This is a genomic window from Sphingomonas sp. TDK1, assembly GCF_001650735.1.
In the GTDB taxonomy this organism is placed as follows: domain Bacteria; phylum Pseudomonadota; class Alphaproteobacteria; order Sphingomonadales; family Sphingomonadaceae; genus Sphingomonas.
Map to the genome: position 1 here is coordinate 273,059 of NZ_LXVY01000034.1, position 24,742 is coordinate 297,800.

The 24,742-nt window shown below is 67.6% G+C and carries 22 protein-coding genes and 2 riboswitches; of the genes, 2 read left to right on the forward strand and 20 right to left on the reverse strand.

Annotated features, from left to right (window positions below; all coding sequences use genetic code 11):
- Positions 1 to 14: 14 nt before the first annotated feature.
- The 7 genes from bluB to A7X12_RS17970 are packed head-to-tail and all read right to left on the reverse strand — an operon-like array spanning position 15 to position 5,633.
- Complete coding sequence (bluB, locus tag A7X12_RS17940; RefSeq protein ID WP_064312808.1) at positions 15 to 659, reverse strand: 5,6-dimethylbenzimidazole synthase; 645 nt, start codon at positions 657 to 659, stop codon at positions 15 to 17.
- Positions 656 to 1,258, reverse strand: a complete 603-nt coding sequence (cobO, locus tag A7X12_RS17945; protein WP_064312809.1) for a cob(I)yrinic acid a,c-diamide adenosyltransferase — start codon at positions 1,256 to 1,258, stop codon at positions 656 to 658. Before cobO ends, bluB begins: the two co-directional genes overlap by 4 nt.
- The gene (gene cobF / locus A7X12_RS17950) at positions 1,255 to 1,995 is read right to left on the reverse strand and encodes a precorrin-6A synthase (deacetylating) (protein ID WP_064312810.1); all 741 of its coding nucleotides are present in this window, start codon (positions 1,993 to 1,995) and stop codon (positions 1,255 to 1,257) included. The genes cobO and cobF overlap by 4 nt, the downstream gene beginning before the upstream one ends.
- Positions 1,992 to 3,314: a cobyrinate a,c-diamide synthase gene (locus tag A7X12_RS17955; RefSeq protein ID WP_064312811.1), complete on the reverse strand. Its 1,323-nt coding sequence runs from the start codon at positions 3,312 to 3,314 to the stop codon at positions 1,992 to 1,994. Before A7X12_RS17955 ends, cobF begins: the two co-directional genes overlap by 4 nt.
- Complete coding sequence (cobM, locus tag A7X12_RS17960; RefSeq protein ID WP_064312812.1) at positions 3,311 to 4,096, reverse strand: precorrin-4 C(11)-methyltransferase; 786 nt, start codon at positions 4,094 to 4,096, stop codon at positions 3,311 to 3,313. The genes A7X12_RS17955 and cobM overlap by 4 nt, the downstream gene beginning before the upstream one ends.
- Positions 4,093 to 4,440: a cobalamin biosynthesis protein gene (locus tag A7X12_RS17965; protein WP_064312813.1), complete on the reverse strand. Its 348-nt coding sequence runs from the start codon at positions 4,438 to 4,440 to the stop codon at positions 4,093 to 4,095. Before A7X12_RS17965 ends, cobM begins: the two co-directional genes overlap by 4 nt.
- Entirely contained in the window at positions 4,437 to 5,633 is a 1,197-nt protein-coding gene (locus A7X12_RS17970) for a bifunctional cobalt-precorrin-7 (C(5))-methyltransferase/cobalt-precorrin-6B (C(15))-methyltransferase (protein WP_064312814.1), read from the reverse strand. The genes A7X12_RS17965 and A7X12_RS17970 overlap by 4 nt, the downstream gene beginning before the upstream one ends.
- Here A7X12_RS17970 and A7X12_RS17975 point away from each other — a divergent pair.
- Positions 5,632 to 6,390 carry a cobalt-precorrin-6A reductase gene (locus A7X12_RS17975; RefSeq protein WP_064312815.1) on the forward strand — a complete coding sequence of 253 codons (759 nt, stop codon included), beginning with the start codon at positions 5,632 to 5,634 and terminating at the stop codon, positions 6,388 to 6,390. The genes A7X12_RS17970 and A7X12_RS17975 overlap by 2 nt on opposite strands.
- On the opposite strand, the gene cobJ is transcribed toward A7X12_RS17975, so the two are convergent.
- The 9 genes from cobJ to A7X12_RS18020 form a co-directional block, all read right to left on the reverse strand.
- Entirely contained in the window at positions 6,357 to 7,115 is a 759-nt protein-coding gene (gene cobJ / locus A7X12_RS17980; protein ID WP_064312816.1) for a precorrin-3B C(17)-methyltransferase, read from the reverse strand. The genes A7X12_RS17975 and cobJ overlap by 34 nt on opposite strands.
- On the reverse strand, positions 7,112 to 7,837 hold the full coding sequence (cobI, locus tag A7X12_RS17985; RefSeq protein ID WP_064312817.1) for a precorrin-2 C(20)-methyltransferase: 726 nt from the start codon (positions 7,835 to 7,837) through the stop codon (positions 7,112 to 7,114). Before cobI ends, cobJ begins: the two co-directional genes overlap by 4 nt.
- Positions 7,834 to 8,463, reverse strand: coding sequence for a precorrin-8X methylmutase (locus tag A7X12_RS17990; RefSeq protein ID WP_064312818.1), 630 nt, complete (start codon positions 8,461 to 8,463; stop codon positions 7,834 to 7,836). Before A7X12_RS17990 ends, cobI begins: the two co-directional genes overlap by 4 nt.
- Positions 8,463 to 9,587: a cobalamin biosynthesis protein CobG gene (locus A7X12_RS17995; protein WP_064312819.1), complete on the reverse strand. Its 1,125-nt coding sequence runs from the start codon at positions 9,585 to 9,587 to the stop codon at positions 8,463 to 8,465. Before A7X12_RS17995 ends, A7X12_RS17990 begins: the two co-directional genes overlap by 1 nt.
- Positions 9,584 to 12,856 (reverse strand): cobaltochelatase subunit CobN, encoded by a 3,273-nt coding sequence (gene cobN / locus A7X12_RS18000; RefSeq protein ID WP_064312820.1) that lies wholly within the window; start codon positions 12,854 to 12,856, stop codon positions 9,584 to 9,586. The genes A7X12_RS17995 and cobN overlap by 4 nt, the downstream gene beginning before the upstream one ends.
- 12 nt (positions 12,857 to 12,868) lie before the next feature.
- Positions 12,869 to 13,906: a cobalamin biosynthesis protein CobW gene (gene cobW / locus A7X12_RS18005; protein WP_064312821.1), complete on the reverse strand. Its 1,038-nt coding sequence runs from the start codon at positions 13,904 to 13,906 to the stop codon at positions 12,869 to 12,871.
- Positions 13,907 to 14,088: 182 nt separating this feature from the next.
- A riboswitch (cobalamin riboswitch) is annotated at positions 14,089 to 14,307 on the reverse strand.
- A gap of 22 nt (positions 14,308 to 14,329) precedes the next feature.
- The gene (locus A7X12_RS18010) at positions 14,330 to 15,352 is read right to left on the reverse strand and encodes a HoxN/HupN/NixA family nickel/cobalt transporter (RefSeq protein WP_232318567.1); all 1,023 of its coding nucleotides are present in this window, start codon (positions 15,350 to 15,352) and stop codon (positions 14,330 to 14,332) included.
- A 173-nt stretch (positions 15,353 to 15,525) separates the two neighbouring features.
- A riboswitch (cobalamin riboswitch) is annotated at positions 15,526 to 15,741 on the reverse strand.
- A 29-nt stretch (positions 15,742 to 15,770) separates the two neighbouring features.
- Positions 15,771 to 17,075, reverse strand: coding sequence for a DUF5690 family protein (locus A7X12_RS18015; RefSeq protein WP_064312823.1), 1,305 nt, complete (start codon positions 17,073 to 17,075; stop codon positions 15,771 to 15,773).
- Positions 17,076 to 17,149: 74 nt separating this feature from the next.
- Positions 17,150 to 17,908: an acid phosphatase gene (locus tag A7X12_RS18020; RefSeq protein ID WP_064312824.1), complete on the reverse strand. Its 759-nt coding sequence runs from the start codon at positions 17,906 to 17,908 to the stop codon at positions 17,150 to 17,152.
- A gap of 212 nt (positions 17,909 to 18,120) precedes the next feature.
- Here A7X12_RS18020 and A7X12_RS18025 point away from each other — a divergent pair, with 212 nt between their 5' ends.
- A complete protein-coding gene (locus tag A7X12_RS18025; RefSeq protein ID WP_064312825.1) occupies positions 18,121 to 19,965 on the forward strand; it encodes a sensor domain-containing phosphodiesterase in 1,845 nt (614 codons plus the stop codon).
- 9 nt (positions 19,966 to 19,974) lie between these two features.
- Here A7X12_RS18025 and A7X12_RS18030 read toward each other — a convergent pair whose 3' ends face one another.
- Genes A7X12_RS18030 through A7X12_RS18045 form a run of 4 tightly spaced genes read right to left on the reverse strand, consistent with a single transcriptional unit; the run spans position 19,975 to position 24,486 of the window.
- A complete protein-coding gene (locus A7X12_RS18030; protein ID WP_064312826.1) occupies positions 19,975 to 20,727 on the reverse strand; it encodes a nucleotidyltransferase family protein in 753 nt (250 codons plus the stop codon).
- Positions 20,724 to 21,695 carry an aminoglycoside phosphotransferase family protein gene (locus A7X12_RS18035; protein ID WP_198162082.1) on the reverse strand — a complete coding sequence of 324 codons (972 nt, stop codon included), beginning with the start codon at positions 21,693 to 21,695 and terminating at the stop codon, positions 20,724 to 20,726. The genes A7X12_RS18030 and A7X12_RS18035 overlap by 4 nt, the downstream gene beginning before the upstream one ends.
- Complete coding sequence (gene tsaE, locus A7X12_RS18040) at positions 21,692 to 22,135, reverse strand: tRNA (adenosine(37)-N6)-threonylcarbamoyltransferase complex ATPase subunit type 1 TsaE (protein ID WP_064313054.1); 444 nt, start codon at positions 22,133 to 22,135, stop codon at positions 21,692 to 21,694. Before tsaE ends, A7X12_RS18035 begins: the two co-directional genes overlap by 4 nt.
- Positions 22,136 to 22,146: 11 nt before the next feature.
- On the reverse strand, positions 22,147 to 24,486 hold the full coding sequence (locus A7X12_RS18045; protein ID WP_064312828.1) for a sensor histidine kinase: 2,340 nt from the start codon (positions 24,484 to 24,486) through the stop codon (positions 22,147 to 22,149).
- Between the last annotated feature and the right edge of the window lie 256 nt (positions 24,487 to 24,742).

The window sequence follows — 24,742 nt, forward strand, 5'->3', positions numbered from 1 at the left end:
GGTCTCCTTGGAAATCAGCGTTCGAACAACCGGTCGGCCAGGGGCTCGCGCGCCTGCCAGCCGTGGCGTTCCAGCTCGGGGGTTTCGGAAGCCTCGGCGGGATAGCCAAGGCAGAGCAGCGCAACCAGCGTCCAGTCTGCGGGGACGCCGAGCAGCCTCGTCACCGGCTCGGGTGCCAGGATCGACACCCAGCCGAGCCCGATTCCCCGTGCGCGCGCGGCAAGCCACATCGTATGGACGGCGGTTACGCAGGAATAGCGCAGCATCTCCGGCATCGTCGCGATCCCCAGCCCATGCCCGGCCTCGGGATGCTCGTCGCAGAACACGGCCAGCAATTCTGGCGCCTCGCGCAATCCGTGAAGCTTGAGCGCGCGATAGGCAGATTGCCGGTCCGTGCCCGCATAGCCTTCGGCGGCACGCATATTTTCGGCGTCGACATGTTCGATCAGGGCAGCGCGAATGGCTGCGGATCGCAGACGGACGAAACGCCACGGCTGGGCGTTGCCAACCGATGGCGCCAACGCAGCGGTCTCCAGCAGCGCCCGCATCGCATCCTCAGCGATCGGACGCGTCGCGAAGTGGCGCACGTCACGCCGCCAACGGAGCAACGTGTCGAAGCCGTGCAGAAAAGCGGCGTCGAAGGCGGGCGGCGCGTTCAGAACTCGATACCCTTCTGCGCCTTCACGCCGGATCGGAACGGATGCTTCACCTGCGTCATCTCGGTCACCAGGTCGGCTGCCTCGATCAACGCGTCGGGCGCGTTGCGGCCGGTGACGACGACGTGCTGCATCGCCGGGCGCGCGGCGAACACTTCCAGCACCTCGTCGAGCGGCAGATAGTCATAGCGGAGCGCGATGTTGAGCTCGTCCGCGAGCACCATGTCATAGGCAGGATCGGCGATCATCCGCTTCACCTCCTCCCAAGCGGTCCGCGTCACGGCGATGTCCCGGGCGCGGTCCTGCGTGTCCCAGGTAAAGCCTTCGCCCATCGGCTTGAACTCGACCTGCTCCGGAAAGGCATCGAATACCGCCTTCTCGCCGGTCATCATGGCGCCCTTGATGAACTGGACGACGCCGACCTTCATGCCATGGCCGATCGCGCGGACGACCATGCCCATGGCGGCGCTGCTCTTGCCCTTGCCCTTGCCGGTATGGACGATCAGCAGGCCCTTTTCCTCGGTCTTGCTCTCCATCATCGTGGCGCGGGCGGCCTGGATCTTGCGCATCTTCTCCGCATGCGCAGCGTCGTCGCGGGTCATTGGGAATCCTTTCGAAGCAGATAGACGTCCATGATCCAGCCATGGCGGGCGCGCAGGTCCGCGCGGGTAGCCAGGATGCGCGGGCCGGCCTCGGCCAGCGGGCCGTGATCGAGCGCCTGTTGCGGCATGCCGAGATAGGCGCCCCACCAAATGTGAAGCCCGCCGGGTTCGAGCATCTCGAACGCGCAGCCGCCGTCGAGCATCACTACGATCGTGTCGGCACCCGCGGGCCAGCCATGGGCGCGAAGCAAACGGCCGGTGGTTATCAGGACGGCGCCCGCCAGCGGATTGAGCGGGATCGCATGGGCGGCGGTGAGCAACTGGATGCTGGTGATGCCCGGCACCACCGACACGTCCATCCCGGGCAGCCGCGCCGCAATCCGCAACGTGCTGTCGTAGAGCGAGGGATCACCCCACACGAGCAGCGCGACCGTGCCGCCATCGGGAAGATGGGCGTCGATCGTCGAGCGCCAGGCAACCGCGATGGCGTCATGCCAGTCCCGGACCGCCTGGAGATACCCTCCGGCCCCGGATCGCACCGGCATGTCGAACGCGACCATCGGCACGTCCCGCGTGAGCACGGCATCACATACCCTGCGACGCAGGTCGGCGAGCTCGGCCGCATTGTCCTTGCGCGGCAACAGGATCAGGTCCGCCGCGTTCAGCACGCGCACGGCCTCGCCGGTCAGATGCGCGGGATCGCCCGTCCCGATACCGATCAGTTTGAGGCTGATCATGAGGCCCCTGCCGCGATCAGGTGGAAGAAGCTGCCCGTCACCTTCCCGCGCACCGATCCGGTTTCAGCGACAGCCTTCCCCTCGGCGTCCACCACGTCCGCCAGCGGGGCGTCGGCCTGCGAGACGATCGTCGAGTAATGGAATTCATGCCCCGAAAGCATGGTCCCCGGGGCTATACCCGCCATGGGCGCGAGCAGCAAAGCACGCCGATAGCCGAGGTGCATGCGGCGCTGCGCATGGCTGGTGACAAGCCCAAGTAAGCCCGCCATCCGGTGGCTCTCGCCGGACTTGTCGATCAGCGCCTCGCCCAGCACCATGTAGCCGCCGCACTCGCCATGCACCGGGCGGGTCGCGGCGTGGCGCCGTAGCCCGTCCAAAAAGCAGGCCGCTGCCGCAAGGGTGCCGGCGTGAAGTTCGGGATAGCCCCCCGGCAGCCAGACAAGGTCGGCGTCATCATCCGGCGCTTCATCCGCCAGCGGAGAAAAGGTTCGAATCTCGGCGCCGGCGTTTCGCCACCCGTGCAGAAGATGCGGGTAAAGAAACGAAAAGGCAGCATCCTGCGCAATCGCGATCCGCTGGGCGGGCGGCTTGGCGAGGCGGGCTGTCCCCCGCTCAACCTCTGGAGCCGAATGGGAGGCCGCTGCACGCCGGATCGCAGCGAGATCCAGATGCTCCCGGACGAATGCCGCGTAGCCCGCGATCAACCGATCGAGATCCGGATGCTCCACAGCCTGCACGAGCCCGAGATGCCGCTCGGGCAACGCCAGATCCGCCCGGCGCGGCAAGGCCCCGAGCACCGGAATGCCCGCCGCCGCCATGCCCGCCCGCACCAGCCGCTCGTGGCGCGGGCTGGCCACGCGATTGAGAATGACGCCCGCAAAGGGCATCCGCGGGTCGAGGCGCGAAAAGCCGAGCGCTGTCGCCGCTGCCGACTGCGCCTGGCCGGACACGTCGATGACCAGCACGACCGGCCACCCCCAGCGGCGCGCAAGTTCTGCGGTAGCGCCGGTGCCGCTCGCGCCGGTGGTGGCGACCCCGTCGAAAAGTCCCATCGACCCTTCGGCGACCACCAGGTCCGCTTCGTGCGCCTGCAGGGTTATGGCCTCCAGCAGGCCCCGAGCCATTGCCCAGCTGTCGAGATTGAACGAAGCACGTCCGCACGCGGCCCGGTGAAATGCCGGATCGATGTAATCGGGGCCGTTTTTGAACGGCTGTACGACCACCCCGTCCTCGGCCAGCGCGCGAAGCAGGCCGAGCATGACCGTTGTCTTGCCGGTGCCAGACGCAGGAGCCGCAATGATCAGGCCGGGCGGTGTCATTCGCCCGCCCCCGCGAAGGGCGAACGTGCATCCTGCGGCCGGAAGCGCCGGTCGTAACCGGGCGCATACAGGCTGCTCTCGACAAAATCCTCGGCAGCGAGAACCCGCCCGACCAAGATCAGCGCTGTGCGCTCCATGCTACCCGCGACTGCCGTCTCCACCGTCCCCAGGGTCGCGCGCACGATCCGCTGATCGGGCCAGCTCGCCCGCCAGACGACGGCGACGGGGCAATCTGCGCCATAGGCGGGCAGCAGATCCCGCACGACGGTCGCGAGATTGTGGATGGAAAGGTGGATGGCCAGCGTGGCACCGGTAGCCGCGAAATTGGTCAGGCTTTCCTTTTCGGGCATCCTGCTGGCGCGTCCCGGCGTACGGGTCAGGACCAGCGACTGGCCCAGCGCCGGAAGGGTCAGCTCCGCCTCCAGCGCTGCGGCTGCAGCCGAGAAGGACGGCACACCGGGCGTGACCGTAAAGGGAATGCCGAGCGCTCGCAGGCGACGCAGTTGCTCCCCCATCGCCGACCACACGGAGAGATCGCCCGAATGTAGCCGCGCGACATCCTGTCCGGCGGCATGGGCGGCGGCGATTTCCGCAATGATGGCGTCCAGATCCATCGGCGCGGTATTCACGATCCTGGCGCCGGGCGGGCAATGGGCGAGAATGGCCTCTGGGATCAGCGAGCCGGCATAGAGGCAGACGGGGCTCGCTGCGATCAGGTCGCGACCGCGGAGGGTCAGCAGGTCCGGGGCACCCGGGCCGGCACCGATGAAATGGACGGTCATGAACAGGTTCCTTCGGCAATGGCGCAAGTCGCCAGGCGATCGGGGGAGATGTGGCGGCGTGCCAGCAAGCGGCTGCCCATGCCGGCTGCGGCAAGCGCGCTGGCTTCGGCCACGCTGCCAGAGCCGCGCGCGGCCAGACTGGCGGCGGAGCGGGTCGGCGTGTCGATCCCGTCCAGCGTGTCCAGTCCGATCGCGGGCAGCCCCAGTTCGGCGAGAAGCGGGAGCTTGTCCGCCAGCGTAGCGACATGGGTGATCGGCGGCGCTTCCGCCTGGGCAGCCGCCAATGCTGCACGCAGCGACGCGACGGTAGCCCCGCTGCGATAGCCGAAGCCGGCGACGATCATCGCGTGACACTCCACTGCACCACAGGATAGCGCGCGCGCCAGCCCGTCCGGCTGCCGAGCGGCGCGGCATCCGCCAGTTCGATCCGCAACAGCGTGCCGCCCCTCTCTCTCTGCCAGACCGCCAGGAGCGCTTCGGACTCGAGGGTCACGGCGTTCGCCACGATACGCGTACCGGTCGGCAGTCGCGCCCACAGCGCCTCCAGAAGCGCGGCCGAAAGCCCGCCACCGATGAATACGGCATCCGGCGTTTCCCGCGGCAAGATCTCTGGCGCTCGACCGATGCAGAGCTGCAACCGGTCCACGCCCAACGCAGCGGCGTTCGCCTGCGCCCGCGCCGCCCGCGTTGCATCCGCCTCGACCGCCACCGCGCGCATGGCAGGGTGGGCGAGCAACCATTCGATCCCGACCGAGCCGGATCCGGCGCCAAGATCCCACAATAACTCCCCCGGCCGCGGCGCGAGCGCAGAGAGCGTCAGCGCGCGGACGGGGCGCTTGGTCATCTGTCCATCCGACGCGAACCATGCGTCGTCCAGCCCCGAAGCCCTGGGCAGAGCTTCACCGACGCCCCGCACCTCGACACCAATCAGGACGGGATGCGCGACATCCTCGAGATCGAACGCCTCCGCCAGGCACTGCCGGATCCGCTCACGCGGGCCGCCCAGCGCCTCCAATATGTGTAGAACGGAGGCTCCGAAGCCAGCGCCCTCCAGATAGCTGGCCAGTGTCGATGCCGCCACGCCGTCGCGGATCAGCAACAGCAACCGAGACGCGGGCGCAAGATGCGGGCGCAGGCGCCCGAATGGTGCCGCATGCAGTCCGAGGCAAATGCTGTCCTGCAGCGACCACCCCAGACGTGCAGCAGCCAGCGCAAAGCTCGACGGCGCCGGATGTGCGACCCATTCCCCCGGCGCGAGATGCCGCGTCACGCTGGTCCCCGCCCCGAACCAGAAAGGGTCGCCCGAGGCAAGCATCACGACGCGACGTCCCCGGGCTTCCAAGAGCAGCGGAATCCCCGCTGCGAAGGGGACTGGCCATTCGCGCGTCTCGACCGTAAGCGCCGGCACCAGCGCGAGATGGCGGGAAGATCCCATCACCAGCTCCGCCGCTTCCAGCGCCGTTCGCGCGGCGCGGGAAAGCCCATCCCAACCATCTTCGCCGATCCCGACGATCGTCAGCCAGGGGAACTCAGCCATGCCGAATGTCCTGTTGCTGGGCGGTACCACCGAAGCCAGCGCACTGGCGCGCCTGCTCGGCGAGCAGGGGATAGCGGCGACGCTGAGCTATGCCGGCCGCACGGACAAGCCGCGCCGGCAGCCCATTCCGGTACGGATCGGCGGTTTCGGCGGCATGGAGGGCCTGGCGCAGTATCTGCGCGCGCAGGGGGTGACCCACCTGATCGACGCGACCCACCCGTTCGCTGCAACGATGAGCGCCAACGCCGTCGCCGCTTCGCAGGCAGCCGGCGTGCCGCTGCTCGCCCTCACCCGCCCGCCCTGGTCGCCGGCTCGGGGCGACCGCTGGACGCGCGTGCCGGACATCGCGGCTGCCGTCGCGGCGCTTTTCGGTCCGCCCCGCAATATCCTGCTGGCCTTGGGCCGGATGCATGTCGAAGACTTTGCCGCGCAACCGCAGCACCACTATGTCCTGCGCTTCGTGGACCACCCCGGCACCGCCCCGGCACTGCCCAATCACCACCTCGTCGTCGATCGCGGTCCGTTCACGGTGGAGGGCGACCGGGCGCTCATGGAAGCGCACGCGATCGATCTGGTCGTGTGCAAGAATGCCGGCGGGCGCGGCGCCGAAGCAAAGCTGCTCGCCGCCCGGGCCCTCGACGTTCCTGTCGTAATGATTGATCGACCGGCACTCCCTCCGCGCACCGAAGTCACGGAACCAGCGGATGCGCTCGCGTGGCTGGCTCATGCCTGCGCCTCCACGAATCGCGGGGTGTAGAAGATCGGCCTGCCCTCCCGCGCTACCAGCCTCGATCGGCTCGACCCGACGATCACCATGGTGCGCATGTCGGCCATTGCCGGCGTGGCATCACCGAGGCGGACGATCCGCAATTCCTCTTCCGGCATGGAGACGGCGCGGGCAAACAGGATGAGGCGATCCTCGCCGCAGCTTTCCCGCAGGACCTCCAGCGCGCGCGCGAAACCCTCCGGCCGCGCCTTGGACCGGGGATTGTAGAAGGCCATGGCGAAATCGGCCTCCGCCGCCAGCCGAAGTCTTTTCTCGATCAGTGCCCAAGGCTTGAGATTGTCCGAAAGATTGATCGCGCAGAAATCATGCCCGAGCGGTGCCCCTGCCCGCGCGCTTGCCGCCAGCATCGCGGTAATCCCCGGAAGCACCTGGATATCGAGGGCGCGCCACGCCGACGGCCCGGTTTCCAGCGCCTCGAACACGGCAGCCGCCATGGCGAAGACGCCGGGATCGCCGGAGGAAACCACCACCACGCGTCGTCCCTGCACGGCTAGGTCCAGCGCAAGCGCGGCCCGATCGAGCTCCACCCGATTGTCGGACCCGTGGAGCACGAGACCTTCGCGCGGCGCGACACGCGCGACATAGGGGAAGTAGCCGACCACGTCCGTCGCCTCGCCGAGCGCGGCGGTGACTTCCGGGGTCACCAGTTCCGGATCTCCCGGCCCCAGCCCTGCAATGACCAGCCACCCGGTCACGGGCGGCGCCCTCTACCGTGGATCAGCAGGATCGAGAAATAGGGGGTGACCTGCGTTGCCTCGGCCAGCGGCGTCACGCGCTGTTCGGGCATCGCCGCGTGCTCCACCAGCCACGCCTCCGCCTCGCGGCCGGCGGCAGCGACGGCGCGTCGCAGCTTGGCGAGATTACGGCCGATCTTCATCACCACCAGCGCGTCGGTATCGCGGATGCGGCGAATGAGTTCCTCCTCGGGCAGCGTCGCCATCGCGATCGTCAGCACGTCGTCGCCCCAAGTGATGGGCTGCCCGGTCGCGTTCCACGCCCCGGCCATGCCGGTGATCCCCGGCACGACCGCTACCGGCACCTGCCCCGAAAGACGGGAATGCAGATGCATGAACGAGCCGTAGAAGAAGGGGTCTCCTTCGCAAAGTACCACCACGTCCTCGCCCGCCCGCGTCAGGGCGAGCAGCCGATCGGTGCATTCCGCATAGAAGACGGAAAGGCAGGCGTTGTAGCGCGGGTCGGCGACCGGGATCTCGGTCGTCACCGGATATTCCATCGGCAGTTCGACAGCGTCGGCGCGCAACATGCCTTCCGCGATGCGCCGGGCCTGGCCCGGTCGTCCCGCTTTGCGGAAATAGGCGACGTGCCGGGCACTCCGCACGAGCCGGTCGGCGCGCACGCTGAGCAGGTCCGGCGCACCGGGACCGAGCCCGACGCCGTGAACGGTTCCGAGGCTCATTCGGCGCGGCTCGCGAGCGCATTGATCGCGGCGACGGTGATCGCGCTGCCGCCCAGTCGTCCCTCCACGATGCAGCAGGGCACGGGCGGTGCCTCCCACAAGGCGGCCTTGGACTCGGCCGCGCCCACGAAGCCGACCGGACAACCGATGACGGCAGCCGGCCGGGGACATGCCGGGTCTTCCAGCATGTTCAGCAGGTGGAACAGTGCCGTCGGCGCATTGCCGATCGCCACGACCGCGCCGGCAAGGTTGGGGCGCCACAGTTCGAGCGCTGCGGCCGAACGCGTATTGCCCATCGTTTGCGCCAGGGCCGGCACCTGGGCCTCGTGTAGGGTACAGAGAACAGCGTTGTTTGCAGGCAACCGGCCGCGCGTAATCCCTTCGGACACCATTCGCGCGTCGCACAAAATCGGCGCACCGGCAGCGAGCGCGCTGCGTGCGGCAGCCGCGAAGTCGCCCGAAAAGCGGATATGGTCGGCCAGCTCGACCATGCCGGCGGCATGGATCATCCGTACCGCCACCGGCTCCTCCTCGGCCGAAAAGCGTACGAGATCGGCTTCGGCGCGGATCGTCGCGAAGGATTGGCGATAGATGGCAGCGCCATCGGTTTCGTAGATATGGGGCATCAGTCGGTTCCGAAGAGGGACAGCAGCGCGGACGGGTGCAGATCGCGCTGGGCGGCGGGCGCGCCGGCACGCGCATCGAAGGCAAGATCGAGCATGCCGTCCCGCCCGGTCACGACGACCTCGGCGCGTCCGGCGCGCGCACATCCCTTGGCGCAGCCCGAGACATGGAGACGGCCGGAGACGAAAGGCGCGAGCGTGCGGGCAAGCGTACGGGTATCGATGCTCGCCTGCGGGCAAGCCGGCGCACCGACGCACGCATCGGTGCGAAGCAAGGGATCCGCCGCGTCCGTGATCAGCCGGGGATCGGCCATCGTCGCCCCCTCCGCCAACAGGACGCGCCACGGCGTGATCCGCAGGGCGACGAGCGTATCCGCTGCAAGCGCGGCCATCGCCTGCGGGTCGATTTGCCCGAAAGGGACGCCCACCGCCGTGCCGAGCAGGTGCGGCCCCGGCATGATCGGGGTACCGGCTGCAGCGGGTTTGATTTCCCCGGCGGCCCACGCCGGCAATGCCGCCCCGTGCCGGCCCATTCGCCCGACGGCAGTTCCGCCGCTCTCGACGAACCAATGCGCCAGCCGGACCAGGCTTGCGGCTTCCTCCCCGCGCACAAGCGCTGCGCCGCAGGCCCGCCCTTCGGCACGCAGGATCAACGAACCTGTGCTGCCCCGCTCGATCCGAAAGTCACCCGGCGCGTCGCCCAGCAGCGGCGCGGCGCCCGCATCGATCACGAACCCTAGCTTGCCGGGAAGATCCGGCAACGCTTCCAGCATGTTCAGCAGGTCCGTCGCGATCCGGTGCGTGTCGTCGCCCACCTGCCAATCGGGTGCGACGAGCAGAGTCCGCCGCTTTTCCCGTACCGGATCCGCATCGACCAGATCGAGCGCGATCAGCCGCTCCACCAGCACCCGCCAACCGCTCCCGGAGACGCCGCGAAGCTGGAGGTTGGCGCGGCTCGTCACGTCGATCAGCCCGTTGCCATAGGCCGTCGCAGCATCGGACAGCCCGAGCAATTGCGCACGCGTAAGGCGGCCGAGCCGTGGCTTCACGCGGACCAGCAATCCATCCCCCGCCGCCATCGGACGCCATGCATCGGGGCACCAGCCGCGCACCACGAACGCGCTCATGAAGCGCCCCCCAGCGCTGCGAGGATGGAATTGCGGCGGGTCTGCCAGAGACCGGCGGCATGGAGCGCCGCGAAGCGGGCTTCCATCGCCTGCAACGCCGCTGCATTTTCGCGGGCCAGAAATCGCCGGACATCCGCGTTGCCGAGCGTCGCATCATAATATAGATCGAACAACTGGGGCTGCACCGCCCCCGCCAGATGGGCGAAGGCACCGAGATGATCGAGCGTGGCCGCGATCTCCGCCGCGCCGCGAAAGCCGTGGCGCATCATGCCTTCGATCCAACCTGGATGTGCCGCACGCGACCGGACGACGCGGGCGATTTCCTCCCTCAACGGCCGTGCGACCGGCCGGTCAGCATCGCGGGAATCCAGATGGTACAGCGCGGCGCGCCCGCCGATCGCAGTCTTGGCCGCAGCAAAGCCCGCCTCGTGCGATGCGTAATCGGCGGCGAGCAGCAGGTCCGTCTCGGGCAGGTCCTGGAGATGAACAAAGGCATCCGCCTGTGCCACCCGCTCGCGAATGCCCCCCGGATCATGCTGTGCGTCCCTTCCGTCGAACGCGTGATCCGAGGCGGCGAACCACGCCTCTCCCGCCGCACGTCGGGCCTCGGCGTCATAGGTCTCGGCGGCATCCCCCAGCCCAAGCCCATAGCTGCCCGGCTGCGGCCCATACACCCTGGGAGCGGTCTGCTTGCCGTAGAACGGATTCCATTCGGCAGGTTCGTCGCGCGTCGCGAGTGCCCGTACGGCTTGGCCGAACAGTTGCGGAAGCGTCGGAAAGGCATCGCGGAACAGGCCGGAGACACGCAGGGTCACGTCGATTCGCGGGCGGTCGAGCATCGCGATCGGCAGGATCTCGACGCCGGACACGCGCTCCGAGGCAACATCCCAGACTGGCGCGGCGCCCAGCAGATGCAGCGCCATCGCGAATTCTTCGCCGGCGGTTCGCATCGTAGCGGAACCCCACAAGTCCACCACCAGACCCTTGGGATAGTCGCCATGGTCCTGCAAATGCCGCCGGATCAATTCGTCGGCCAACACGATCCCTTGGGAATGGGCAGCGCGCGACGGCACGGCGCGCGGGTCGATCGCATAGAGGTTGCGTCCGGTCGGCAACACGTCGGTCCGTCCGCGGAACGGCGACCCCGAAGGTCCGGCCGGCACCCGCCTTCCGTCCAGCCCGGCAAGCAGCCCGTCGCGCTCCGCAGCACCGCAGGCGCCGCGGCCGAAGATATGCAGACCGTCCCCGAACTGGCCTTCCTTCACATCGCAGACGAAGCGGTCGATGCGCAGGATCGCCTCGGCCGTGCCGAGGGCGTCATCCAGGCCCAGTTCGGCATCGAGTCCAACGGCCCGCGCCTCGTCGCGGATCGCGCCCTGCAGCCGATCGCGCCGCGCGGGGTCCAGCCCGACCGCATTGGAAAATTCGTCTAGCAGTGCCTCGATCCGCTCCAGCCCGGCTCCGGTGCCTGCGGTCCTGAGCGGAGGCGGCAGATGCCCGATCGTCACCGCGCCCGTGCGGCGCTTGGCCTGGGCCGCTTCGCCCGGATCGTTGACGATGAAGGGGTAGAGGATCGGCAACCCGGTCGTCAGTATCTCGGGCCAGCATCTGTCCGACAGCGCCACCGCCTTGCCCGGCAGCCATTCGAGCGTGCCGTGTGCGCCGATATGGACCAGCGCATCGATCCCTTGCGCACGCAGCCATAGATAGAAGGCGACATAGCCATGGCACGGCACCCGGCCGACGTCGTGATAGCTGTCCTCCCGACCAACTCGATCGCCCCGCTCCGGTTGCAGGGCGATCAACAGGTTGCCACTCCGAAACGCTGGAAAGCGGAAGACCCCGTCGCGAACCAGAGAGTCCCGTTCTGGTGCGCCCCACGCGGCATCAACCGCGCCGCGCAAGGTGTCGGGAAGTGCCAGCAGGCGGGCCCGATATTCCTCGAGCGGCCATTCGAGCGCTTCCGCCGTCAATCGCGCAGGCAGATCCCGAACCGACTGCCCCAAATCTGCAGCGATCGCTTCTGCCGAGGCGATCGCGTCCAGCCCAACCGCATGAGCGATCTGATGCGACTTGCCCGGATAGGTGGAGAGGACCAGCGCGACGTGCCGCGCATCCGCCGGCTGCGCACCGAGCGCGATCCAGCCCGCGATCCGGCCGACGATCGCGGCAATCCGATCCGGGTCCGCACGGTGCACCGTGCGGGCGAAACCGAGCGCTTCGTCGCGCGCTTCCGCTTGCTTGAAACTTGCGACGCCCGCGAACACGCGCCCATCTAATTCGGGCAGGACGACGTGCATCGCCAGGTCGGCAGGCGACAAGCCGCGATCGGCCTCGGCCCAAGCCTGGTAGGTGGATGTCGCTAGTGCAAGCTGGAAGACGGGCACGCCCGCACCGTCGAGCGGCGTACGGCCCTGCTCGTCACGGGCGGAAAATGCCGTAGCGTTGACCACGGCGACCGGCGCGAGATCGGAAAGCCATCGCTCGATCTGCCTCCGGGCATCGGGCGCCTTCAGCGACGGCGCGAAGATCGAGATTGCGTCATAGCCTCTGGCCTCGAACGCCTCATGCAGCGCTACGAACGGGTCGACGTCACAGGCGACCAGATAGGATCGGTAAAAGACGATCGCGATCAACGGCTTTCCGCTTGGCGACCAGCCTTCTTCGCCCGTCTTCCCCGCACCTTCCGAGAGGGCATCGGAAGGAACAAAGGCTCCATGACGCGGATGCCAGAACCCGGCGGACGGCAATCGCAGATGGTCCGTAGCGCCGACGCCCTCCATGCCTGCCGACCCGGCGAGCACCGTCAGAGCCGCGCGGGCCGCACCGGCCCCGCCTGCGTCGCACAGCCCGGCGAGTTCCCGCAGCACGTCGCTCGAAACCGTGGAGGCCGCGTCCAGCCGAGGATCCGGCCGCCCGTCCGCCGGCAGCACCGCAAGCGCGATCCCCCGCTCCCGCGCCAGTGCCTCCACCTGCTGCAGCCCATAGCTCCAATAGGGCATGCCTCCGATCAGCCGGATGAGGATCCCCTTGGCCCCCGCCAGCGTCCGCTCGACATAGGTGTCGACCGAAAGCGGATGCATCAGTGCCGCAAGGTTCGCCAGGCGCAGCGAAGGCAAGCGGTCGCAATCCCCGTGCCATGCCGCCGCGAACGCGCCGAGATCGCTGTCGGAAAAAGACAGAACCACCAGGTCCGCGGGCGCCTGCCCGAGGTCCTGGGGAACCGCATTCTCCTCCAGCCCGTGCGTCTCGCGGAAAAGGACATGCATCGTCCGCGTACCTCAGCCGGCGAGCACCGCGCGGAACGCTTCCGGGTGCACATGGTCATGCTCGGCGATCGCGACCAATGCGGTGCCGCGCGGCTCGCCGGGGCGCCAAGGGCGATCATATTGGTGGCGCACCCGCCCCCCGACCGCCTGTACGAGCAGCCGCATCGGCTTGCCGATCACGGCCGCATAGCCCTTTACGCGCAGGACGTGATGCTCGCGGGCGAGACGCTCGATGCGGACGACCAGATCGGCCGGGTCCGCGATTTCGCCGAACGTCACCACGGTGCTGTCGAAATCCTCATGCTCGTGATCGTCGGCACCGTCATGATGCGAGGGACGCGCGGCGAGATCGTCTTCCGCCGCCGCACCCAGCCCAAGGATCACGCGCGGATCGATCGCGCCCTCGCGGATCTCGATCACCGGCACCGGACGGGGCGCTTCAGCCGCGATCACCGCGCGGGCTGCCGCGACGCCTTCCGGTCCCGCCAGGTCGACCTTGGTCAGCAGCACCATGTCGGCGCAGGCGAGTTGGTCCTCGAACACCTCGGCAAGCGGCGTCTCATGGTCGATCCCGGGATCGGCTGCCCGCTGCGCCTCGAGCGCAACGAGGTCGGGCGCGAACCGCCCCTCCGCCACGGCTTCCGCATCGGCAAGGGCCAATACCCCGTCCACCGTGATACGGCTGCGGATCGCCGGCCAGTCGAACGCCTTGAGCAACGGCTTGGGCAGCGCGAGGCCCGAGGTTTCGATCAGGATGTGATCCGGTCGGGGATCGAGGGCGAGCAGCCGCTCGACCGTTGGGATGAAGTCGTCCGCGACGGTGCAGCAGATGCAGCCATTGGCCAGCTCGACGATATTCTCGGCGGGGCAGTCGGGAATGGCGCAGGATTTCAGGATCTCGCCGTCGACGCCCAACGTCCCGAATTCGTTGACGACCACCGCGAGCCGGCGCCCGCCCGCGTTCTGGATCAGATGACGGATCAGCGTCGTCTTGCCTGCACCGAGAAAACCGGTGACGATGGTAACGGGAACCTTGGCCAGGTCGGTCATGCATATCTTCCCCCGCGCCGGAGCGAACAGGCGGGGCTTGCCGGAACGGGTTCCGGTCAGCGCGCGACGACGGGCGGGCGCGAAGAGCACCCATCACCACACGACCGTGCAGCCCCAGCCGCACAGCTTCGTCGCTCGAACGGAAGCAAGACCGTGCCGCGGCCATCCCCTGGACCAAGGCAAGAGCGACCGTTGCGCCGGCAGGTCTCCTGGCTTGCGGGTCACGGCACGCTGCACGCCTTCCCAGGCCCGATCGGCCCAGTGGCTGCTCCTCCAGGGGAGCCAGTGCATCGCGCTATCCGCTCACAGTTGCAGGGACAGCCGCGGATTTGGGGGTGAACCCCCGCACCGCATTCCCGATTAAGCTCCTTCTACGGAGCACCGGCGCGATCTTCGAAGGCTGAAAAGCCTTCCCTGCATCCTCTAGACCCGCACCTCGATCTCGTCCAGCCTCTGCCAGCGATAGATGGCGAAGCTGATCAGCCAGCAGGCAACGAACAGCCCGATGATGGCAAAGCCCAGCCCGTTGAAATGGGCTCCCAGATCAGCCGCCAGCCCGAACGGCCCGCTGGTCCATCCCATCTTGTCTCCGATCAGCGCCAGCGTTTCGATGCCGCCGATGACGATGGCTACCAACGCAGAGATCAGCGTGATCGTGACGTTGTAGTAGAGCTTGCGGATCGGCTTCACGAACGCCCATTGATAGGCGCCGAGCATGACCACGCCGTCCAGCGTATCGATCAGCGCCATCCCGGCTGCGAACAGCGCCGGCAGGACGAGGAGCGTGCCGAGCGACACGCCGTGCGCCGCTTGCCCCGCTGACATGCCGAGGATCGCCACTTCGGTGGCGGTGTCGAACCCCAGGCCAAACAGGAAACCGAGCGGCGCCATGTGCCAGCTGTGGCGCACCAGCCGGAACATCGGCCGGAACAGCCCCGACAAGGGCCCGCGCGCGCCAAGCAGCAGGTTGAGGTCGTCCTCCACATAGCTGCCGCCCGCGCGCACATGGGCGAAGGTCTTCCAGACCGAGCGGAGGATGATGAGGTTCATCGCCGCGATCGCGAACAGGAACAGCGCCGACACCGCGGTGGCGACAACCCCGCCGACCTCCTTGAACGCCCCCATCCCTGCCAGCGCGCTGGTAGTAAGCGCGATCCCGGCCGAGGCGATAGCAATGATGCCCGAATGGCCAAGCGCAAACCACAAGCCCGTCGCGATCGGCCGCTGGCCATCGTTCATGAGCTTGCGAGTGACATTGTCGATAGCCGCGATGTGATCGGCGTCGACCGCATGGCGCAGGCCAAGCCCCCAGGCGAGCAGCGCGGTACCGAGCATTAGCGGCTGGGCATGGAACAGGCTGAACGCCCAGCCCCAGGCAGCGAGGTTCGCGGCGACTAGCCCTGCGAACAACAGGACCAAGCGCACGCGCAAGGACGAAACGGGCAACAGACGATACTCCGCGGGCGTCGTGCGACTTGGCGGGCCCTACCGCGAACGGCCGGTCGAACGGCCCGAGCGGACGCTTCAGGCGCCCGGACCATGCAACCGCGAGCGGCCCCGCCGCTCTTGCGTCGCTCAGACGGAGTACACCGTGCCTCGGCCATCCCCTGGGCCAGGGCAAGAGCGACCGGACGCCGGCAGGTCTCCTGGCTTGCGGGTCACGGCACGCTGCACGCCTTCCCAGGCCCGCGGGCCCAGTGGCCGCCCCCTCGTAGGGGGCCAGTGCATCGCGCTATCCGCTCACAGTTGCAGGGACAGCCGCGGATTTGGGGAAGCTCCCCGCACCGCATTCCCGATTAAGCTCCTTTCGGAGCACCGGCGCGATCGTTTGCTAAGGCTAGTGGAACGCGCAAGCGGGATCAACCTAGGCAGCACATTCGCAGATCTCGCCAATCTGCGAACGGGATCGCCCATGGAGGAAATACAGCGCGGACAGCAGCGTCAGCCCCGCCACTGCGACGGCGGTCAGATAACAGCACGCAATGAAGAACGGCAACCATCGCATTTCCGGCGCGCCTATCGCATGGGACAGCAACAGCGCGACGCTCCCGACATAGCCCGAGGCATCCGCGATGTAGATCAGGAAGCCGGCATTGGCTGCAGTCCCGATCGTGGCGATCATGCGATCGAACAGCATGGCATTGAACGGCGTATAGGCAAGATAGAGCCCCGCGCCCGCCGCAATCATCCAGGGAAGCGGCCCCAGCAGCCCGGCTTGAAACGCGAGGGTGGACAGGCCCAGCAGCGCCGCTCCCGCCAGGATCATCCCATGCAGCGCCAGCAATGCGCGCAGATTGTCTCGCACCAATATCAGCAGCGCCAGCGCGCCGAGAGTCAGCAACGCGACCGGCAATTCGCTCGCCGCGAACACCGTGGCCTCGCCGCCGAAACCCAGCGCGCCCCACAGCTCCGGCGCGAAACTGTCGCGCACGTCGCGCAAGGCGGTGAGCAGCACATAGCCTGCCACCAGCATTGCCAGCGCGCCCCCATGCGCACGCAGAAAGGCAATGCGATCGCCGGCATGCATCGCCACGCGGACCGTGCGCTCCGCTTCATCCAGGGCATCGGGGGGCGGCAGGCGCTCCAGCTGCCACAGCGCGACCAGCAGGATCGGCACGAACACGAGCCCCGTCACCGCCGGCATCCATAGCGCCGGAATGCCCCAGCCCATCAGCAGAACCGCCACCGATTTCACGACGCCGGAGGACAGGATAAAGCTGGCACACAGCATCGACCCCATCAGCTCCGAAACGCGGCGCCCCTCGACATAGCTGAACACCAGCCCCCAGATCAGCCCCAGTGGCAGACCATTGAAGAACAGGCAGGCCACGTTCCACGGCGCGGGCACCCGTGCGAAGGCCAGCAAAGCCAGCCAAGCGGCGCAAATGAGTACCAGGATCGTGCGGGCCCGCCCGCGGCGCTCCGTCTCCGCAATCACGCGCACGCCGATCAGCTTGGAAAGCGCATAGCCCAGCACCTGCGCGATCAGCAGCACGCTCTTGTAATCCATCGCGAAGTGCCACCCCGGGACATCCGCATAGGTCGCCGCTGCGAATGGTTTGCGGAAAGCATACATCGCAAAATACGCGCCGAACGCCGCGAGGCCGCCGAGAAACAGCGTAGGCCCCGAACGAGATTGCGGCTTCGCAGTCGCTCTCTCACCGTCCATCCCGATTCCCCATGCAGCGTCGCGCTTGTGACCCCGCACGGCGACGGCTTCATGACAGCGCCGTCACCGGCACATCACCAGGGACGGACGGCCAGCGCAGCCGTCTCCGCCGCACACCTCTGGCCGTCCGGCTTCGAGGCAGTCCCCCGCAGTCGGTCCACTTCCGCGCGCGCAGCGGCAACGTCCTCGCGGAAGCGGGACGAGGACTGGAGCACGGCGAATACTGCCGACCCGGCGAGATAGCCTGCCTCGACGGCGCTCTTGCTGTGCGAGCCGCAGACCGCGCGGCTTTCGCCATAGGCGCGGCCTCGATCGAGGATCTGTGTCGCCCTGTCCGGGATTACCTGCGCCAGGATCAGCGCCTCCAGCCAGCCATTGGCGGTATGACCGGAAGGATAGTCGCCGTTGCTCGCCAGATGCGCTGTCTTCGGTTCGCAGATCGGCCCCTCCTCGCGAAGATAGGGGCGCGGCACCTGATAGGTTGCCTTGACCTTGCCGACCACCGCACCGGTGCCGGCGCGATCCAGCAGCCGCGTCAGGGCCGGCGCTTGCTTGGGATCCAGCACCATGCCCATCGCGCAGGCGTTTCGGTGTAGCGGATCGTTGGTCACATCCTCCGTCGCCATCGTCCAGCGCGGCGTGCCGGCCTGCCTTCGCGTTGCCCGGTACACCGCCATGTCCAGCGCCGCCGCCGGGCTGCCGGCGGCGGGCGGCGGCGGCAGGATGCGCATCCCGTCCGGATATTGATCGGGAGCCAGATAGGGCGGGAGATCGCCCGTCTGCGGCGTTGCGAAGAGCAGCGCCAGTGCCGAAACCAGGCCGCCGCGGATCATGCGATGTCCTCTTGCGCGGCCCGGCGACGGCCGACGCGATCGGGGGTCCGGCGCGGTTCGGGGTGATCGCAGCCAACGTGAATAGAAGTGCTCATGCCTCCCCCTACCGCTGCATTTTTACATTTCTACGTAGATTTACCGGAGCCCCCGTTATCGCCCATGCAAGATCGCGCGCGGCAACCTGCAAACAACTGCAGAAGGTTACGACACGCGTGGACATTTCGCTTCAGAACAACATTTTGGAGCTCGTCGCCAAGGGTGTGGACCTCGCCTCGGCAACCGATCGCCTGTGTCGGGAAGTCGAAATCCGCTTGCCGGACGTTCGCTGTTCGGTGCTCAGGGTGGACGTCGCAGGCCGACTGCACCCCGTCGCCGGCCCGAGCCTGCCGGAATATTATCTCCAGTCCATCGACGGGCTGATGATCGGTCCGAAGGTGGGCTCCTGCGGCGCCGCGGCCTATCTCGGCGAACCCTATACCAGCATCGACATCGAGAGCGATCCCAACTGGACGAAGTTTCTCGATCTGACGCGCCCCCTCGAAATGCGCGGTTGCTGGTCCAACCCGATCAAGAACGGTCGCGGCGAGGTCACCGGGGTGGTGGCATTCTATTACCGGGTGCCTCGCGGCCCTACCCCGTTGGAGCGGCGCATCATCCGCGTTTGCCTGCATTTGTGCGCTATTGCGATCGAACAGGATATCTGGCGGGCGCAGCACGTACGCCGCGCGCAGCTCGACGGCCTCACGGGGCTACCCAATCGTTCCGCCTTCAACACCTCGCTGGGCGATCTCGACTGCTCCGAACCGGGAGCCTGGGGATTGATCCTGCTCGATCTCGACAATCTGAAGATCGTCAACGACACGTTCGGCCACGTCGCGGGCGATGCCCTGATCATCCAGGCCGCCAGTCGCCTGGCAGATGCCGCAGCGCCGGACCGCGCCTATCGATTGGGTGGAGACGAGTTCGCCGTGTTGTTGCAGAGCCCGGCGGCGCTCGCCGACCCTGCCGCGACGGCCCGTTGCCTCCTCGATGCGCTGGCGCAACCCCTGGAAGGATGCGAACGCAACGTCGTTCCCCGCGCCACGGCAGGCGGCGCACTGATCGGTGAAGGGGAAACCGCCGAGCAGGTGCGCCTCAATGCGGATCTCGCCCTGTATCACGCCAAGGAGACCGCCCGCGGCAGCTATGTGCGCTATGTGCCCGGTATCGCAACGCGAATGGCGCGACGGCTGGATGCCATCAGCGCAGTCGAACGCGCGCTCGCCGAAGACCGGCTGCTGCCCCATTACCAGCCGCTGATCGACCTGCGCACCGGCACGATCCTCGGCTTTGAGGCGCTTTGCCGCATGCGCACCGACGAGCGGATCGTGTCCGCCGCCGAGTTCTTCGAGGCAACCACTGACGGCAAGGTCGCCGGCGCTATAACCGCACGCATGCTGGAGCGCGTGGCGGCCGATCTGCGGCAATGGTGCGATCTCGGTATCGCGCCGCCGCATATCGGCATGAACTTTTCGTCCAGCGACTTCCACGGGTCGCGACTTCGGGAAATGATCCCCGAGACCCTGCAACGCTACGGCGTCCCGCTGCATCATCTGACGCTGGAGATCACCGAGACCGTGTATCTGGGCCAGGGCGACACCGTAGTAGCCGATACGCTCCGCTGGTTCCGAGCCCAGGGCCTGCTGGTCGCACTGGACGATTTCGGTACGGGCTATGCCTCGCTAACCCACCTGCTCACCATGCCGGTCGACTTCATCAAGATCGACAAGAGCTTCACCGATCAGTTGCTGCAGAACAGCGCGAGCCGCGCGATCGTCGAGGGCGTGCTGCACATCGCCCAGGAACTCGACATGCGGGTCATCGCCGAAGGCGTCGAGACGGAACTCCAGGCCGAGCGCCTGCGCAGTATCGGCTGCACCTTCGGCCAAGGGCATCTTTTCTCCCCCGCCGTCGGCGTCGAGCGTGCGACCGAAATACTGCAGCTGGCCCGCAAGACCGATTTTCCGGCGGTCCTCAACGGCAGGGCTGCACCACCAGACCCCGCCGTGCTGCATTGACCTGGGGGATCAGAGTTCGGCGAGTGCGACTTCGGTTTCGCCGATCGCGCGCGGGGAGCCCACATCAAACCACAGGCCCTGATGGACTGCGCCCCAGAGCCGCCCCGCTGCCATCGCGCGATCCCAGAACAAATTGGTGGAGAACGGCCCCTCGGGCCAATCGCGAATCACGCGGGGCGCTAGGATTTGCACGCCGGTGAACACGAACGGCGCCAGACGGCCGGGCTTGCGCCGCTCGGTGATCCGGCCGAAGGCGTCGAGCCGGAAGTCGCCGGCACCGCGATGGCAGGTGGCGCGCGCGAGCGGCACCAGAAGCAGCAGCGCGTCCATCTTCGTCTCGTCCCACTGGGCGGAGAGCAGGCGGATGGCGTCGCTAGGACCGTCGACCCAAAGATTGTCGCTGTTGACGCACAGGAACGGCTGGTCGCCCAGCATGTCTCGCGCCTGCACCAGACCGCCGCCGGTTTCCATCAGCTGCCGGCGTTCGTCGGAGACCAGCAGTTCCATGCCCCGGACGCGTGCGCGCAGATGCGCTTCGAGCTGGTCCGCGAGATAATGGACGTTTACCACGGCGCGCGCGACGCCCGCCGCGCTCAACCGATCGAACACATGATCGATCAGCGGCTTGCCCGCCACCTCGATCAGCGGCTTGGGTCGCACGACGGTGAGCGGCCGCATGCGCTTGCCGAGACCGGCCGCCATCACCATCGCCGTATGCGGCACGGGCGCGGCGGGCTGCGGGCGGAGCGAATAGATCGTCATGCCGCCACCTGCATCGGGTCGCCGCGACGGTCTGCCGGTACATTGGCAGCAAACCAGTCTGCCACCGGCGCCAGCGCCGGATGGGCAAGATCCCGTTCCAGATAGGCCCAGACGCGCGGGCACAGCGCCGGGTAGCGCGGCTTTCCGTCCCGCTTCCACAGCCGGGTGAAAATGCCCAGGATCTTCGCATTCCGCTGCGCGCCCAGCACGTGATAGGCGATATCGAACGCTTCCCCAGCCCCGGTCGCCTCCCGGTAACGCGCGAGCATCGCCGCTTCCACGGCCGCCGGAACATCGCGTCGCGCGTCCTGAAGCAGCGACACGAGATCATAGGCGGGATGTCCGGCAAGCGCGTCCTGGAAGTCGAGCAGTCCCAAACGTTCGCCACCCTCAATCAGCATCAGGTTTTCGGCATGGTAGTCGCGCAGCACCGTGACGGGACGATGACCGTCGAGCAGCGGGGCAAGGACCGCGTCCCAGGCGGCGACATAGCCGGCCGCATCGACGTTCAGCCCGACCGCGGGGCAATACCATTCGACGAACAGGCCAGCCTCGCGCTGATACACGGCGCGGTCATACGGCGTGTCCACACCGGCCTCTTCCGCGTGGAGCCGAACCAGCAGATCGACCGCGGCCCCATAAAGGCCCCGTTCCCGCGCGGGTTCCGCGTCCACCGTCTCGCGAAGGCGAACGTCGCCGAAATCCTCCAGCAGCACCAGGCCCTGGTCCAGATCCGCGTGCAGGATCGCCGGCGCGGCGAAGCCATGGTCCGTCAGCCACTGCGCGACGGCGAGGAAAGGGCGCGGATCCTCGTGCGGCGGCGGCGCGTCCATCAGGATCGCGCTGCGGTCACCATCGACGACGCGGAAATAGCGGCGGAACGATGCGTCGCCGGCAACGGGCAGGATGCGCGCCCCGTCCCAGGCGGCGGATGCAAGAAAAGCGGGTGCCGCAAGCGGCGGTGTCATATCAACGGCCATCGGCCTTCCCATGCCGCCGGCACGCGCGCTGTCAAGGCGCGGACGCCATCGGGTGCGACCTCCAGCGTCAACCACAAGGCATCGTGCCAGGCACCCTCGTCCAGCCGCTCCGGCCATTCGACGAGCAGCAGCGAATCACTGCGGGCATCGTCGAGCCCGAGTTCCTCGGCTTCCGACGGATCGTCGATGCGATAGAGATCGACATGCAGAACCGGCAGCCGCACCTCGGGCGGGTCATAGGGCTGGACGATCGCGAAGCTCGGCGACGGCGCCTCGCCCTCCAGCCCGAGCGCGGCGAGCAGCCCGCGCGCGATGCTCGTCTTGCCTGCGCCGAGCGGACCGGAAAGCGCAATGACGTCGCCGGCACGCACGATGGCGGCCAGTTTCGCGCCCAGTCCCAGCGCGGCCTCGAGAGAGGCCAACACCATGCGATCCTCGGTCATCCGCGGGGCAGTTCCACCGTCACGAGCGTTCCTTGTCCAGGTTCCGAAATCAGCTCGATCCGCCCGCCATGCGCCTCCACGAACTGCTTGGCGAGCGGCAGGCCCAGGCCGAGCGCGCGATCCCCGCCTCGAGAGGTGCCGACCTGCGCGAACCGATCAAAGGCGCGCGCTACCGCTTCCGGCGCCATGCCCGGGCCGTCGTCGCTCACGATCACGCGCGCTACTCTCGCATTCCCGTCCAGATGCAGCAGTACCCGGCCGCCCTCGCCCGTATTCGATACCGCATGGCGCAGCAGATGCTCGACCGTCTGCCGGATACGCCTGGCGTCGCCCTGGACCACCCCGGCCGTACCCGCGTCCTCGACCACCAGTTCGATCGCCTTGCCTTTGGCGAGCGGCGCGATGACCTCGGCGGCACCGGTGGCGGCAAGCTCGATATCCACCGTTTCCCGCTCGATCGGCTGGCCTTCGTTCTGCGTCAGGTCCAGCACGTCGTCGATCAACCCGCCTAGCCGATCGACCGACATCAGGATCGCCTCGACATATTCCTTGCCGTCGGCACTCAGTTTGCCGGCGAAACCACCCTGCAGCATCTCGCCGAAACCCTTGATCGAGGTCAGCGGCGTCCGCAGTTCGTAGCTCATGTTCGCGACAAAGGCGGTGCGCACGCGATCCGCCGCCTCCAGCGCCTCGTTGCGGTCGCGCAGCGCGCGTTCCACCCGCTGGCGATCGGTGGTGTCGAGCATCGTCACCAGCGCATTGCCGTCCGGCAAGGGCACCGCCGCAATGTCGAAATGTCGACCATTGGCGAAGGTGATGCTGGATCCGCGCTGCTGGCGGTCCTTGGCGGCCAGGCGGATCAGATCGCCCAATATCTCCGCGCGCGCCGGATTGACCAGCTTGCCGCCCGCAACCTTCACCAAGGTGGCGATCTGAGGATGATTGTCGAGGAAGCCGTCGTCGAAGCTCCAGACCTGTCGGAACTTGCGGTTCCACAGCTGCAGGCGCCCCTTGCCGAACACTGCGACGGCCTCTGCCAGGCTGTCCAGCGTCGCGGTGCGCACCTGCTGCATCTCGCCATGTTCGCGTTGCAGCTCAAACTGCTGGGTCTGATCCTCGAAGATCAGCAACAGCCCGCCTTCGGGCAGCGGCTGTGCCACGACGCGCAGGTGGGTGGTGCCGATGCTCCAGCTCTCCTCCACCGCTTCGGGCGCAGTGAACCATTCGCGGCGCTCCGCCTTCCACGCCGGGAAGTCCCGCACGTCCGGCAGCTTGCGCGCTTCGCGCATGCGCTCCAGCACGCGATCGAATTCGGGCCGGTCCGCCAGCCACTCGTTCTTCATCGCGAACAGCCGGCGGAAGGGCTGATTGCAGAAGACGAGGCTGCGATCCGAGCCGAACTGCGCGACGCCGGCGGACATACGGTCCAGCATCGCCCGCTGCGCCTCGGCGAACCGCTTCAGGCCGCCGCGGGCGCGCTCCAGTTCCTCGATGTCCACCGCGAAGCCCGCAATGCCGCCGGTTGGGAGCGGCACGTCGTGCAAGCGCAGCATGCGCCGGGCGCCGGCGATCGTCGCTGGCATCGAGGCCGATTGCGGCTCCTGCGTGTCGCGCGCGATCGCCGCATTGGCGAGCGGCCCGCCGAGCCCCGCGCCGTCCACCAGCTCCAGCCCCCGCGCCACGACATCTTCCGCATCGCGCCCCTCGACGGCACGGACATACGCGGTGTTGACCATCAGCAGCCGAAGATCGGGCCCGCGATACCACATTGGCATCGGTGCGGCCTCGATCAGCGCGGTCAGCGCGTCGAACGCGGCACGCAGCCGGTCCGCCTCGCGCTCCAGCGCGCCCAATTCCGCCTGACTGTCGGTCGCGTCGAGCACCCAGAGCAGGACGCTCCCGGGCGTCTCTACCGCTTCGGAGGCACGCTCCCCCAATACCAGCAGCATCCGTTCGGACCCGCGCACCGGCAGCGACAGGCGGAAGGACTGGCCGGCGCGCTGGGCAGCTTCGACATGATCGGCGAGCAGCGCGACATCTTCCGGCTCCAGCCCGGCGTCCTTCTGCGACAGTCTGGGAAGCGATTCGACCGGCCCGTCTAGCCCGAGCCAGCCGGCAAGACGCGGCGACATTTCCATTCGGCCATCGGCGCGTACCAGCATCGGCAGCGCCGGCGACGTTCTGGCAAAACGCAGGAGCCGGCGGTTCTGCTCATAGGCCGTCAGCGCCGCCGCGCGTGCGGCGAGGCCCGCGTACAGCGCCCAGATGGCGACGATCAGCACAAAAGCGAGCACCGCCCCGACGAGAGCGGCGCTACTCTGCGAGAGTACGATCAACGAAGGTCATCCGGCATGCCCACCCTTCGTCCTTAAGCCAATGGAGGGGGAGGCGAAAAGCCCTTTGCGTGCGACAGACACGCAAGTCGGAACGGCTGTGGCAAATTTTTGAAACCAAAAACACGCACACAGAAATATAAGACATATTATCGAAACTTAACAGAATTACTTCAAAACCGATGAATAGTTGTAAATTGGTTACAGTATTCTTCAGATCGTCCTAGCCGGACAACCGCTCGCTGGCATTGTCCATTCC